This window comes from Georgenia sp. SUBG003, assembly GCF_000715355.2.
In the GTDB taxonomy this organism is placed as follows: domain Bacteria; phylum Actinomycetota; class Actinomycetes; order Actinomycetales; family Actinomycetaceae; genus Georgenia.
Map to the genome: position 1 here is coordinate 3,926,149 of NZ_CP180204.1, position 12,601 is coordinate 3,938,749.

Below are 12,601 nucleotides of genomic sequence, written 5' to 3' on the forward strand. Positions count from 1 at the left end.
CGGGACGGCGAGCGAGACCGCTTCGGGATCGGTCTTCTTCCTCGGGCTGGCGCCGCCGCAGCTTCGAGGCCCGCCTGGTCTCCCTCGACGGCCGCCGCGTGGCCACCGGCCGCGACTTCGGCGACGACGGCCAGCTCAGGGCGGCCGCCGTCAAGGCCGGGACCGTGCACCTCGAGCAGGCGCTCGCGACCGACGTCGCCGCCGCGCTGGAGACGGTCCGGGCGCGGGTCGTCTCGATGGAGACGAAGCCCTACACGCGCCGCCCGGCCGCCCCGTTCACCACCTCCACCCTCCAGCAGGAGGCCTCCCGCAAGCTGCGCATGAGCGCCCGGGAGACCATGCGCACCGCGCAGGGGCTGTACGAGAACGGCTTCATCACCTACATGCGTACCGACTCCTCGGCGCTGTCGGGCCAGGCGATCTCCGCCGCCCGCCGCCAGGCCGCGGAGCTCTAGGGTGCGGTTCGAGGTCGCCTGAGCCGCCGGCGGGTGTGGTTCGAGGTCGCCTGCGCCGGAGTCATACGCGTCACCGCACGGCTCGTTACGGGCGGTCGGACGCTCTCCACAGCCCTGACCTGCGAGGACGTTGGTGCAGCACTCGATGTCGTAGGCCGCCGCTAACGTTGTACGCATGTTCGACGACGAGGCTGCAGCGGCTGCTCAGGGACGGATCCGGATCCGGTGCCGGGGGCGTGGGCGTGCGGCGGAGCCGGCGCGGTGGCGATCGAGGTGCTGCCGGTCGGCGGTCGGTAGCGCTGCAGGCGCTTCGTCCCCCGCGAGCACTCGCTCGCCACGGCCGCCGCGATCCGCGGCGCCCGCCCGGTGATCACCAACGCCTACCAGCACGACGGCATCCGCATGGACGGCCGGAAGCTGCTCGACACCCTCATCTCCACCCTGCGACGATAGGACCCGCCATGACCACCCTCGCCCTCGTCACGATCGGGCAGGCCCCCCGCGTCGACCTCACCCCGGAGATCGTCGCCCGTGCTCCCGGAGTGCACGATCCGGGAGTACGGCGCGCTCGACGACCTCGACGCCGACCAGATCGCCGCGCTCGCGCCGGCCCGGGGAGGGGGGCGGCTCACCTCGCGGCTGGCGCGACGGCGGATCGGGCCGTCGTTCGGGCACGCCACTCGGTGCCCCTGCTGGAGAAGGCCGTGGCGCGGGCCGAGGCCGACGGCGCCGACCTCAGCCTCATCGTGTGCACCGGGCTGTTCCCCCGCATCCGTCACGCCCGGCCCCGTGGTGGCCGGTGTCCAGGACCACCATCGCACGCTCCCCCAGGGCGAGGCAGTGCAGGAGCGAGGTGCCCCAGTCGGGGATGTCGGTGGCGTAGAACGCCGGCTCGAAGAACTTGTACTCGAGGATCAGCCGGTGCTCCGGGCCGAGCGCGGCGTAGATCTCCGCCAGCCCCTCGGCGAGTCGCTCCTGGCGGGCGCGCAGGTCGTCCTGGCCCGGGGTAGTTCAGCCCGTCGGCGAGCCAGATCTTCAGGTCCCGCGACCCGGTCTCCCGCATGATCTCGACACACCGCAGGTGGTGCTCGACGGCCTTGCGCCGCACCCGGCGCGGGTTGCACAGGAGGCGAGCATGTAGTCGTCGTCCTGGAAGACGTTGGAGTTGATCGCGCGAGACTCACCCCCCAGCTCGGCGGCGTGCCGGCGCAGACCGGCGTAGTCGTCCACCAGGTCCCAACGTCACGCTGATCTTCTCCCTCGACCGCTACCGCGCAGTGGCCGCCGCGTACCTCGACGGGCTCGAGCGCGCCCACGCCGCGGGCATCGACCTGAGCGGGATCCGCTCCGTGGCCTCCTTCTTCGTCTCCCGCGTGGACGCCGAGATCGACGCGCGCCTCGACGCGATCGGCACGGAGGAGGCGAAGGCGCTGCGCGGCAGGGCCGGCGTCGCCAACGCCCGCCTCGCCTTCGAGGCGTACGAGGAGATCTTCTCCACCCCGCGCTGGGAGGAGCTTGCCGCGGCCGGCGCCCACCCGCAGCGCCCCCCTGTGGGCGTCCACGGGCGTGAAGGACCCGGCGTACCCGGACACGATGTACGTGGACGAGCTCGTCGTCGACGGCGTGGTCAACACCATGCCCGAGAAGACGCTGCAGGCCGTGGCCGACCACTCGGAGCTGCGCGGCGACACCGTCCACGGCACCTACGCCGAGTCTCGTCACCTTTTGGACGAGCTCGGCGGTGGAGTCCGCGAGGACGGCGATCTCCGTGGTGCCGGCCTCGGCGTCGATGCCGACCGTGCCCATGACCGCACGCTTCGCCGCCGCCACGTAGATGTTTCCCGGCCCGGTGACGACGTCGACCGGCTCGCACACCAGCTCGCCCGGAGCGCCGGCCGCGGCCAGGTCGGCACGGTCGACGTCGTCCTCAACCTTCGCCCCGTAGGCGAACATGGCGACGGCCTGGGCCCCCCGACGGCGTAGACCTCCCCGACCCCCAGGAGTGCGCAGGCGGCGAGGATCACCGGGTGCGGCAGGCCGCCGAAGTCCTTCTGCGGCGGCGACGCGACGGCGAGCTGCTCCACCCCCCGCGACCTGCGCGGCCACCGCGTTCATGACGACGCTGGACGGGTAGACCGCCAGGCCGCCGGGAACGTAGAGGCCCGACCCTGCGCACCGGCACCCACCGCTGGTGCACGAACCGCCGCCGGTGATCTCGGTGCGGGTCGCACGCGGCAGCTGGGCGGCGTGCCGGCCCGCAGGTCGGCCTCGCGAGGGCGATCAGCCTGCACAAGCACAAGATCGACCACGTCGCCCACCTCGGCCCCTCCGCCGCCGCGGGCATCGGCACGCTGCTGGGCCTGGACACCGAGGTGATCTTCCACGCGATCGGGCAGGCCCTGCACACCACCACGGCCACCCGGCAGTCCCGCAAGGGCGAGATCTCGACCTGGAAGGCCTACGCGCGCGTTCGCCGGCAAGGTGGCGGTCGAGGCCGTCGACCGGGCCATGCGGGGCCAGACGTCCCCGACGCCGATCTACGAGGGCGAGGACGGCGTCGTCGCCTGGATGCTGGACGGACCCGACGCCGCCTACGACGTGGTGCTCCCCGGGCCGGGCGAGGCGCGCACCGCGATCCTGGACACGGCCGCCGCGACGCCGACGGCGGGCACGACCAGGCCGATCAGCAGGCCGAGCGCCCCCGGCGGCCTTCGCGGCGCCCAGCCACCGCCACCAGCCACGGGGCACGCCGTAGTCGGTGAGCGAGTCCGTCACCCAGCTCGCACCGCGGAGGAGGGAGACGGCGGAGAAGCCGACCCACAGGGCAGCGAAGACGGTGACGACGACATAGACGGTGGACACGGCAGGCTCCTCGGCTCCGAGGGCGGGCCGTGCGGCGCCGCCCTGCTCGGTTCGGTCACCGACTTGGACACCGCCCGCGCCCGATGTGACGGACCGTCGTCGGGCCCGAGGCCGGCCGCGTCGTCGTGACGGTGCCGACGCCTCGTCACGTCCCCGCTACGGGCGCGCGTGTGGTGAGGAGAGGTCGGGCGGGTCGATGATCACCGCGCCGAACATTCCGTTGGCGATGTGCATGGACAGCGGCATCGTCGAGCAGTGGTACATCCAGATGCCGCTGCGGGTGGCGGTGAACCGGTAGGTCAGCGACTCCCCCGGCGCGATGGTGCGCATGGGCCGGTCCGGCGCGAGGGCGCCGGCGTGGAAGTCGACGGAGTGCCCGATCGTGCCGTCGTTGACGAGCGTGATCTCGAAGACGTCGCCGACCTTGCCGCGCAGCGTGGGCCCGGGCGCGGTGCCGTCGAAGGTCCACCGTTCCTGGCGGACACCGGGTGCCACCTCGGCGCCGACCTCGGAGACGGTGAGCGTCTCCTCGTGCACCGTGGCCGTGGGGGCGGGACGCCACGATGATGAACATTGGCTCGATCGGCACGCCGTACCTGCTTCTCCTCCCCCCATGAGCCTGCACCAGTTCGGCCTGTACCCGGGGCGGTCTCCCACCGTCTCCCGCCCCCCGGGCCCCCGGGCTGGGTGCCTCTCGCCCGCTGCGCCCCCCGTCATCGCCCGGCATGACCCCGGTCGCGCCTGCACTCGGTCCCGCTGGTGGGCGCCGTGCTCGCGGGGGGCCGCCTTCTTCGGGACGGCCTCGGCCCTGGCGCTGGTCTGGATCGAGCTCGTGCCGCTGCCGCTGGGGGTCATCTCCGAGATCGGCCCGTACGCCGTCCCCGCCGGCCTGTACGTGGCCGGCAACGTGATCGGTGAGTTCTTCTACATGGTGGTGCGCTTCCACACCGGCCGGGCGGCGCTCTGGTCCGGCCTCGTGGAGACCGTGCTTGCGGTCCTGGGACCGGTGCTCGGCTGGATACTCGGCGGACTCAGCGGAGCCATCGTGGGGCTACGCCGGTCGGCACGATGGCGTTCGGCGTGGTCTGGGATGTGGATCGGGGCTGCGGCTGTACCCGCCGGGCGCTGACGCCCCGAACGCAGCGCGGGCGGCGCTGATGATGACGGCGATGACAGTGGCGAGCAGCGTGAGGCCGAGCAGCGAGCTCACGCCGAGGAGGTCGCTCAGGGCGCCGCCCATCGTCTCGGCGAGCCCGGTCGACCCCAGCAGGCTGCCGAGGGTGATGCCGGCCCCGAAGAGAAGGATGGTGCCCCAGTCGATCTTCGCGGCGTCGTTCCAGCTGATGGTGAACTGGCGGCGCGAGAAGTCGATGGGAAGCAGGAACAGCAGGCTCGCCGCGACCACCGCCACGGCGCCCTCGTTCAGCCGCGCGGTCACGTTCTCGTAGAACTCCCCTCCCCGCCCGTGAAGAGAGCGATGACACCGGGCGTCACCCACAGCGCGACGGCGACGGCGAACGCGATGAGGGTGTTGCGCCCGCCGCGGCCCATCGGCCCGAGCTGCTCCCGCTCGAGGCGCACGTACTCGTTCACGCCCGAGATGCGCTCGCCGTCACCCGCTGCAGGCGATCCAGGAGATGAACCGCCGCGCCGGCGCACAGGGCGTGGGCCGCATCGACATCGTCGAGGACCGGCTGGTGGGCATCAAGTCCCGTGAGGTCTACGAGGCTCCCGGCGCCATGGCGCTGATCGCCGCGCACAAGGAGCTGGAGAACGTGACCGTCGAGCGCGAGCAGGCCCGGTTCAAGCGGGGCGTCGGCCAGCGCTGGACCGAGCTGGTCTACGACGCCAGTGGTTCTCGCCGCTCAAGCACTCCCTCGACGTCGTCGACGACACCCAGCGCTACGTCTCCGGCGACATCCGCATGGTGCTGCACGGCGGCCGCGCGACGGTCACCGGACGGCGCTCGGAGCAGAGCCGGCCCTGGAGCGATCGCAAGGCGTACGTGTGGTGGGACGAGGAGGCCGGGAGGTGGACCGGCCACGACGAGCCGGACTTCGAGCGCACCAAGCCGCCGTCCTACCGGCCGCCCGAGGGTGCCGACGGCGTGGAGGGCCTATCTGGCGACGACGCCTTCATCATGCAGGGCGACGGCAAGGGCGCGCTCTTCGTGCCGACGGGGCTGCTCGACGGGCCGCTGCCCACGCACTACGAACCGGTCGAGTCCCGTTCCGCAACCCGCTGTACGGGCAGCAGGCCAACCCCATCCGGGTGGAGTACCGCCGGGCCGACAACCCGGTCCACCCCAGCCCGCCGCAGGAGCGCTCGGAGACCTTCCCGTTCGTCTACACGACCTCGCGCCTCACGGAGCACCACACGGCCGGCGGCATGAGCCGGTTCTCGAGTACCTCTCCGAGCTGCAGCCGGAGATGTTCGTCGAGGTCTCCCCGCCCTCGTCACCGTTCCCGCCGTCACCGTCGCGGGGCCCGCAGCGGCCGAGCCGCCCACCAACCTGGCGGACCAGGTCACCGACACGGCCGAGGTCCTCAGCGACAGCGACGTCACCGAGATCCAGGCCGCCTTCGACGAGGTGCAGAACGAGACGGGCCAGATGGTCTTCGTCGCTCGTCGACAGCTCGTACGGCCATGAGCGCGGAGCAGTGGTCCGTCGACACCGCGAACCAGTCGAACCTCGGCCCCGACAACGTGCTGCTCTCGGTCGCCGTCGGCGAAGGGGCGTACGGCTACGGCCTCCACCCGGACTCCCCCGTCAGCGACGAGGAGATGCAGCAGCTCCTGCGTGACGACGTGGTGCCGGCCCTCGCTCGGAGGACTGGACGCAGGCGTCCATCGCCTTCGCCCAGGCGCCGGGGACGCCGCCACGGCATGATCATGCGACGGTCGTCCCAGAGGCGGACCACCACGTACGTCATGGTGATCTCCTCGATGTACCCGAACTCACCCTCGACGATGACGATGTCGTCCACGCGGATGGCGTCCGTGAACGCGAGCTGCAGGCCGGCGAACACGTTGCCGAGCGTCGTCTGGGCGGCCAGGCCGGCGACCAGGGAGATGACGCCCGCGGAGGCGAGGATGGACGCCCCGGCGGCGGCCCGGGGAAGTGAGCAGGATCGCCGAGACGCCGAGGACCGCGACGACGGCGAGGCGCCCTCAACATCGAGCATGCGAGGGCGTTGGCCCGCGTGCGCGAGGGTGCTTCCGACGAGGTGAAGAAGGCCCTCGACTCCGGCGTTGCCGCCGACCTTGTCGAGCACGCGAAGAACAAGAACCTCAGTGCGCCCGAACTCGCCAAGGAGGCGCGACGGCGGGCTGCGAAGATCGACGCCGAAGCGGCTCAGGAAGCCTTCGACGCGACCTGGCGTCGGAGGTCGGTGTCCTTCGGGAGGTCCGCCGGAGGCGGCCGGTCCGGACGGTGGCAGCTCGACGAAGTCGGTGGCGTGCTGGTCGAGACGGCGCTCGACACCGTCGCCGGCCCCCTCGCCGCCGACTCGCGCTCCCGTGAGCAACGCCACGCCGACGCGCTCGTCATGCTTGCGTCGAGGGCGTTGCAGGTCGGCGCAGATCTCAACGGAGCGCAGGTCCGCCCGCACGTCGCGCTGGTGATCGACGAGGAGAGCTGGGTGGCGTCACGGACCCATCTCGAGGCGGTCGACGAGACGACGGCGGCCAAGGTCGACGAGACGCACGGCTCTGGTGCCGCGTTCGGTCTCCGTGCCGACGGCTCTCAGGCAGATGTCGAGGGCTGGCAGTGGCTCGAGAGCACGCCGGCGCTCGTGATCCTCGCGGTGCTGCTCCTGACCGAGGTGGTCGCCGACAAGGTCCCGGTGGTCGACTCCGCCAACGACGCCCTGCAGACGCTCGTGCGCCCCGCCGCGGGCGGCGTCGTGTTCGCGGCCGGGTCCGCCTCCGAGACAGCGGCGGTGACCGACCCGGGCACGCTGGCGCAGGACTGGCGGTGGGTGCCCGTCCTGCTCGGGGTGCTCCTCGCCCTGGCGATCCATCTCACCAAGCGACCGCCCGGCCCTGGTGAACACGGCGACGGCCGGTACGGGCGCCGGTCGCTCCGCCGTCGAGGACGCCTCCTCGGTGGCCCTCGTCCTGGTCTCGGTCCTGCTGCCGGCGTCGTGGCGCTCGTCGCGGTGGTGGTTCTCGCGCTGCTCGGGCTGGCGGCCCGGACCGGTCCGACGACCTCACAGGAGTAGGAACCCTCTATGCCCCCCAAGACCCGTACGGCGACCGCGGCGCGCAAGCCGCGCCGCAAGGAGCGGAAGAACGTCTCCCACGGCCACGCCTACATCAAGAGCACCTTCAACAACACCATCGTGTCCATCACGGACCCGACCGGTGCCGTCATCGCCTGGGCCTCCTCGGGCCAGGTCGCTCAGGCTCGACGCGCAAGTCGACCCCGTTCGCCGCCGCAGATGGCCGCCGACGGCCGCCGCTCGCCGCGCCCAGGAGCACGGCATGAAGAAGGTCGACGTCTTCGTCAAGGGTCCCGGCTCCGGCCGCGAGACGCGATCCGCTCCCTCCAGGCCACCGGCCTCGAGGTCGGCTCGATCCAGGACGTCACGCCGCAGGCGCACAACGGCTGCCGCCCGCCGAAGCGCCGCCGCTCTGACGACGCAGTGCATCAGCGGGGGTGCGCGCGCGCGGCGTGCGCACCCCGGCGCCGCCGCGAACCGCTCGCGCAGGGGCGGCGAAGGTGGCGGGGTCGCGCCGGCGGGCGGCGAGCCGGGCGGCCTGCGTCTCGAGGGCCTCCCGCAGCTCGAAGAGATGCTCGCGTCCCCCGGCCCGCAGGTCCGAGACCACGAGCGTGCGTCCCTTCCCCGACGACGGCGAGCCCGTCGGCAGCCAGGCGGCCGAGGGCCTCGCGCAGCGGCGTGCGGGAGACGCCGAGCCGCTCCGCCTGCTCCACCTCGGAGAGGACCGCACCGGGGCGCAGGCGCCAGGACACGATGTCGTCCCGGAGGGACTGGTAGACCCGCTCGCTGGCGCGCACGGGTCAACGGTAGCCGCACGAAGGGCACTTTGTATACAAAGCACCATCGGGTGCGCGCGTTTCGGGTTACGTCGGCGTGGCGTGCACACAAGCGAGCCGGATCGCGCGCTCCCTGCGTCACCTGTCCCGGGGCGGTTCTCCTGGTGCCGGCGGACCTCCCGCGCCCGTCGGACCAGCCGGTGCCGACGGCCCTTGCGCCAGTACTCCCGCCGCGAGCGGGACCAGAACCACGCCCGCCCGGTGGTGAGGGTGCGGTGGAGCGCCTCGTCGTCCATCCAGCCGACCATGAGCACCTCGCCGGTGTCGTGCTGCTGCACGACGGCGCAGACCAGGCCGTGCTCGTCACGCTTGAGGCGGGCGGAGATTCCGGGGTCGAGGGTGGTGTTCGGGGGCACCGGACGATCTTGCCACGCACGCCTCGCGCACGTGAGACGCCCCCTCGCCGCGAGACGCCAACCCCTCCGCGAGAGGTCAACTACTCCGCGAGACGTCAACTCCTCCATGGCACGACAACCCCCCCGTGGCACGTCAACTACCCATGGCACCTCAACTCCTCCACGGAACGTCATACTCTCCCGCAGGACCTCCGCCGCCCCTGGTGCCACGTGGAGCCGTGGCAGCCTCGGCCTGACGCCAGCCCGCACTGCGTCTCCACCTCGTGACCGGCTGAGCGCCGTCGTCGGCCGCCCCATCCGAGCACCAGGTTGAGGAGATGGTTCGCCGGGACGCCCGATCCGAACCGTTTTCGCAACCTCGTCGGGCTCGCCGGCCGCGCGCGAGCTCAGCCGTCGGTCGGCCGGCCGCGCGGGCTCAGCGCGTCTGCGCGACCCAGGATCCGTACATTTTCGCGTACGTGGCGCCGGCGTCGAGGAGCTTGTGGTGCCCGCCGACCTCGACGACGTTCCCCTCGTCGACGACGACCACCAGGTCGGCGGCCTCGGCGGTGGAGAGCCGGTGCGCGATCGTGACCGAGGTGCGGCCGCTGGTGACCTTCGGCGAGCTTCTCGGCACTCTTGGCCAGGGCCGCACCCTTGAAAGTGGGCGCATCCCCGCCCTCGTCGTCGTCGCGGTCGCGGGCGCTCTCGCCGCTCGCATAGGCCGTCAGCCGGTCGGACAGGTTCCCCACGCGCCCGGTCAGCCTGTCGACGGCGCGGCCGCCCAGCGCGCGGGGCGTACCCGCCCGCAGAACTCTTCAACGCGGCAAGCGGCAGGTTGTGCGAGGCCGGACCCGGTCCGGGCTCGCTTGTCTTGTCGTTCATGAGGCTGCTCCTTCACCTTGTCCGTGGTGGACGCGGCCGAGTGGGTTGACTAGGGCTGGGGGCGGGTCGGCAGCGGCTTCTTCGCCGCCGGCTTCTTCCTCGCCGTCCCGGACGAGGACTTCCGCTGCGCCCCGCCCTGCTGGCGCGGCTGGGCCTTCTGCCTGGTCTGCTGGGACCCGCCGCGCCCACGGCGCTGGCCGGACTGCTGAGAGCCGCCGGCGTCAGACTGCTGACCGGCTCCCTCCTCCGCCTCGGGCTCCTCGGCAGCGGGCTCCGCCTCGTCCGGCTCGCCGAACGCGCCATTACCGAGGCCGGCGTCGCGGCGCTTCCCGACTCGCGGCGCAGCACGAGGTCAGCGATGAGGTGCGCGACCGACTCGCGAACCACTACCGAGATCATCTCCACCTTGTCGACACCCGACGACTCCCCCGCCCACGACGTTGCGGCCGCGGGCGCCCCGCGCCAGAGCCTGAGACCGGACTCGCAACCGATACCGCCGCCCCGGAGCCCGGACCGGCCAGAGGACAGGAACCCTCGCTGCTCACCCGCAACGAGCAGTACTCACGCTTGCACCTGGCCGTTCTCGACCACAAACGCGAGGTCCTCCAACGGCTGAGACGCAAGGGCACGATCGATGACGCCGTCGCTCGCCAGATCCAGACACAGCTCGACATCGAGGAGCTCCGTCTCACCGGTGCGAACCACTCGACTAACGCACCCGCGCCCTCGTCGACGTCGCGGACGTCCAGGCCCCGATCCGGGGGCTCTCGGTCCACCGGGGGCGCCTGACCGAGGGCACGCTCACCCTCGACGAGAAGGGCGTCGCGTCCATCGACACCGCCCGGCGCAAGGCGATCGCCCGCGCGCACACGGCCACCCACATGGTGCACAAGGCGCTGCACGAGCACCTCGGCGACCAGGCCACCCAGGCGGGCTCGGAGAACGCCCCGTCGCGGCTGCGCTTCGACTTCCGCCACGGCTCCGCGGTGCCCGCGAACGTCCTGGGCGAGATCGAGGAGCGGGTCAACGCCCAGCTCGCGGAGAACCTCGACACCGACGCCGTCATGGACATCGACGACGCCCGCGCCGCCGGCGCATGGCGCTGTTCGGCGAGAGTACGGTACCCTGTCCAGGTCGTCGCCCCCGTTCTGCCGCGGCGCCGGCGACCTTGAAGACGACGAGGTCGCCGGTGACGCCGCGCCGGTCCAGGTGGTTCTCGGGCGTGTTCGAGGCGACGTCGTCGGAGACGGCGAGCGTGCGGACGTCGAGCCCCTCGGACCGCAGGCGCTCGGCGGCCTGACCGAAGTGCAGGACGTCGCCGGCGTAGTTGCCGTACATCAGAAGCGTGCCGCCGCCGTTGTCGGCCGCCCGGGTCACGGAGCAGACCTGCGACGCCGACGGCGACGCGAAGACGTTCCCGCACACGGCACCGTGGGCGAGCCCGGTCCGACCCAGCCGGCGAACGCCGGGTAGTGGCCGGAACCGCCGCCGATGACGACCGAGACCGAGCCGCGCGGGCTCTCCGTCGCCCGGACCACGCCGCCGTGCACGCCCTGGAGGTAGCCGGGGTAGGCGAGCGCCATGCCTACGAGACCATCTTCGACGTCTTCGAGGAGGCCAACCCCTGCATCACGGTGAACTTCCAGGCCTACAAGAACACCGAGTACAACCAGATCCTGCAGACCGGGCTCACCGGCTCCGACGGCCCCGACGTCGCGCAGGTGCGCTCCTACGGCCTGCTCCAGCCTCTGGTCGAGGGCGGCAACCTCGCGCCGCTGGACGACGTCGTCCCCGCCCTGGCGGACTTCGACGAGGCCGCGCTCGACGGCGCCGCGGCCGGGACGGCAGCCTGTACGGCGTCCCGCTGGCCGCGCAGACCATCCAGGTCTTCTACAACACCGCCATCTTCGAGGAGCACGGGCTCGAGGAGCCGGAGACCTGGGAGGACTTCATCGCCGTCAACGACACGCTGAAGGAGGCCGCGTCACGCCGCTCGCGGTCGGGGCGAAGGACGCCTGGTTCGTCCCGACCGTCCACGACGCGCTTCGACGGCCTCGCGCAGGCCGGGGTCGATGTCCTCGTAGACCGCGAGCATCCCGGCGTTGACGATGCCCATGTCCAGGCCCGCGCGGATCGCGTGGAACAGGAACACGGCGTGCATCGCCTCGCGCACGGGGGTTGTTGCCGCGGAAGCTGAACGAGACGTTGGAGATGCCGCCGCTGACCAGCGCGCCGGGCAGGTTGGCCTTGATCCAGCGGGTGGCCTCGATGAAGTCGAGGGCGTAGCGGTCGTGCTCGCTCATGCCCGTCGCGACCGTGAGCACGTTGGGGTCGAAGATGATGTCCTGCGGCGCCGCCCGCGCGTTCGGTGAGGAGGCGGTAGGCGCGCTCGCACACCTCGATGCGGCGCTGGTAGGTGTCCGCCTGCCCCTGCTCGTCGAAGGCCATGACCACCATCGCGTGGTGTCGGCGAGGAACAGCAGGTTTCTCTGCCCGGCCGGCCGCGAGGGTGGTGAGCCTTTCGAAGCGGGGCAGCTCGTAGAGCGAACGCTCGAGCGCACCGTGCAGGGAGACGACGAGAGCGTCCGAGTTCCGCCGAACGAGCAGCCCGTCGAGCGGGAGGTGGCCGGATCCCCCCGGAAGCGACGACGTGCCGCTGCCGGTCCTCGTCGCTCACCCGGACGGAATCGACGGCGTCCCAGCGGTGGACTGCGCCGTGCCTTAGGTCCCGCTCCGGAGGCGTGACAACCGTGTGGTCCTCAGGCCTGGGACGCCAGGCCCACCCGTGTCACCGCCGACCCCACCGGTGTCACCGCCGGAATCAGGTCCGGGGCACACGACGCCCGGGTCGACCATCGTGTTCTCGTAGACGGCCGGGTGATGGATCTCTTCGGTCCACGCCGGCTCGTCCACGATCTGCCGGGTCTCTCCGGTCGCTCCCACCCTCCGGCGGGCGGCTCGGGTGGACCACTGCTCCTCCAGGTGCGCTCTCCGGGACCTCGGGC

The 12,601-nt window shown here is 72.1% G+C and carries 5 protein-coding genes and 18 pseudogenes; 12 read left to right on the forward strand and 11 right to left on the reverse strand.

From position 1 onward, the window contains the following. Positions 1-26 precede the first annotated feature (26 nt). Positions 27-452, forward strand: a pseudogene (locus DA06_RS21120) (DNA topoisomerase); the annotation flags it as partial. A gap of 464 nt (positions 453-916) precedes the next feature. Continuing rightward, a pseudogene (locus DA06_RS21125) lies at positions 917-1,180 on the forward strand (hypothetical protein); the annotation flags it as partial. A 55-nt stretch (positions 1,181-1,235) separates the two neighbouring features. Here the strand turns inward: DA06_RS21125 and DA06_RS21130 are convergent. Next, positions 1,236-1,694: pseudogene (locus DA06_RS21130) on the reverse strand (rhamnose isomerase); the annotation flags it as partial. Here DA06_RS21130 and DA06_RS21135 point away from each other — a divergent pair. Continuing rightward, a pseudogene (locus DA06_RS21135) lies at positions 1,694-2,192 on the forward strand (transaldolase family protein); the annotation flags it as partial. The pseudogenes DA06_RS21130 and DA06_RS21135 sit on opposite strands and share 1 nt — an antisense overlap. Here the strand turns inward: DA06_RS21135 and DA06_RS21140 are convergent. Continuing rightward, a pseudogene (locus DA06_RS21140) lies at positions 2,190-2,705 on the reverse strand (histidinol dehydrogenase); the annotation flags it as partial. The pseudogenes DA06_RS21135 and DA06_RS21140 sit on opposite strands and share 3 nt — an antisense overlap. Positions 2,706-2,713: 8 nt before the next feature. Between DA06_RS21140 and DA06_RS21145 the strand changes: the two are divergent. After that, positions 2,714-3,101 (forward strand): annotated as a pseudogene (locus DA06_RS21145) (MmgE/PrpD family protein); the annotation flags it as partial. Between the two features lie 396 nt (positions 3,102-3,497). On the opposite strand, the pseudogene DA06_RS21150 reads toward DA06_RS21145, so the two are convergent. Beyond that, positions 3,498-3,851 (reverse strand): annotated as a pseudogene (locus DA06_RS21150) (multicopper oxidase domain-containing protein); the annotation flags it as partial. Positions 3,852-3,930: 79 nt separating this feature from the next. Between DA06_RS21150 and DA06_RS21155 the strand changes: the two are divergent. Next, positions 3,931-4,446: a hypothetical protein gene (locus DA06_RS21155; protein WP_043504398.1), complete on the forward strand. Its 516-nt coding sequence runs from the start codon at positions 3,931-3,933 to the stop codon at positions 4,444-4,446. Here the strand turns inward: DA06_RS21155 and DA06_RS21160 are convergent. Both DA06_RS21160 and DA06_RS21165 read right to left on the reverse strand, forming a co-directional pair. After that, on the reverse strand, positions 4,369-4,755 hold the full coding sequence (locus tag DA06_RS21160; RefSeq protein WP_418605953.1) for an SLC13 family permease: 387 nt from the start codon (positions 4,753-4,755) through the stop codon (positions 4,369-4,371). The genes DA06_RS21155 and DA06_RS21160 overlap by 78 nt on opposite strands. Continuing rightward, entirely contained in the window at positions 4,752-4,910 is a 159-nt protein-coding gene (locus DA06_RS21165) for a hypothetical protein (protein ID WP_418605955.1), read from the reverse strand. Before DA06_RS21165 ends, DA06_RS21160 begins: the two co-directional genes overlap by 4 nt. Positions 4,911-4,933: 23 nt before the next feature. Here DA06_RS21165 and DA06_RS21170 point away from each other — a divergent pair. Continuing rightward, positions 4,934-5,295 (forward strand): annotated as a pseudogene (locus DA06_RS21170) (argininosuccinate synthase); the annotation flags it as partial. Then, a pseudogene (locus DA06_RS21175) lies at positions 5,290-5,767 on the forward strand (formate dehydrogenase); the annotation flags it as partial. The pseudogenes DA06_RS21170 and DA06_RS21175, both read left to right, overlap by 6 nt. A gap of 432 nt (positions 5,768-6,199) precedes the next feature. On the opposite strand, the pseudogene DA06_RS21180 reads toward DA06_RS21175, so the two are convergent. After that, positions 6,200-6,458, reverse strand: a pseudogene (locus DA06_RS21180) (mechanosensitive ion channel family protein); the annotation flags it as partial. Positions 6,459-6,520: 62 nt separating this feature from the next. Between DA06_RS21180 and DA06_RS21185 the strand changes: the two are divergent. Both DA06_RS21185 and rpsK read left to right on the forward strand, forming a co-directional pair. Further along, positions 6,521-7,540 (forward strand): DUF4126 family protein, encoded by a 1,020-nt coding sequence (locus DA06_RS21185; protein WP_418605957.1) that lies wholly within the window; start codon positions 6,521-6,523, stop codon positions 7,538-7,540. A 9-nt stretch (positions 7,541-7,549) separates the two neighbouring features. After that, positions 7,550-7,939, forward strand: a pseudogene (gene rpsK / locus DA06_RS21190) (30S ribosomal protein S11); the annotation flags it as partial. Positions 7,940-8,036: 97 nt separating this feature from the next. Here rpsK and DA06_RS21195 read toward each other — a convergent pair. The 3 genes and pseudogenes from DA06_RS21195 to DA06_RS21205 form a co-directional block, all read right to left on the reverse strand. Next, a pseudogene (locus DA06_RS21195) lies at positions 8,037-8,337 on the reverse strand (GntR family transcriptional regulator); the annotation flags it as partial. 152 nt (positions 8,338-8,489) lie between these two features. Next, a pseudogene (locus DA06_RS21200) lies at positions 8,490-8,732 on the reverse strand (phosphoribosyl-AMP cyclohydrolase); the annotation flags it as partial. A gap of 415 nt (positions 8,733-9,147) precedes the next feature. Continuing rightward, on the reverse strand, positions 9,148-9,348 hold the full coding sequence (locus tag DA06_RS21205) for a hypothetical protein (RefSeq protein WP_418605958.1): 201 nt from the start codon (positions 9,346-9,348) through the stop codon (positions 9,148-9,150). A gap of 970 nt (positions 9,349-10,318) precedes the next feature. Between DA06_RS21205 and DA06_RS21210 the strand changes: the two are divergent. Further along, positions 10,319-10,710, forward strand: a pseudogene (locus tag DA06_RS21210) (alanine--tRNA ligase); the annotation flags it as partial. Positions 10,711-10,793: 83 nt separating this feature from the next. Here the strand turns inward: DA06_RS21210 and DA06_RS21215 are convergent. Next, a pseudogene (locus tag DA06_RS21215) lies at positions 10,794-11,179 on the reverse strand (dihydroxyacetone kinase subunit DhaK); the annotation flags it as partial. Positions 11,180-11,230: 51 nt separating this feature from the next. Here DA06_RS21215 and DA06_RS21220 point away from each other — a divergent pair. Together DA06_RS21220 and DA06_RS21225 are read left to right on the forward strand one after the other, a co-directional pair. Further along, a pseudogene (locus tag DA06_RS21220) lies at positions 11,231-11,335 on the forward strand (sugar ABC transporter sugar-binding protein); the annotation flags it as partial. Positions 11,336-11,475: 140 nt separating this feature from the next. After that, a pseudogene (locus DA06_RS21225) lies at positions 11,476-11,649 on the forward strand (extracellular solute-binding protein); the annotation flags it as partial. Here DA06_RS21225 and DA06_RS21230 read toward each other — a convergent pair. After that, a pseudogene (locus DA06_RS21230) lies at positions 11,641-12,056 on the reverse strand (dihydropteroate synthase); the annotation flags it as partial. The pseudogenes DA06_RS21225 and DA06_RS21230 overlap by 9 nt on opposite strands. Positions 12,057-12,601: the final 545 nt, after the last annotated feature.

Coding starts and splice junctions, on each gene's coding strand:
- DA06_RS21155 (WP_043504398.1), top strand. CDS start 3,931: ATGAGCCTGCACCAGTTCGGCCTGTACCCGGGGCGGTCTCCCACCGTC.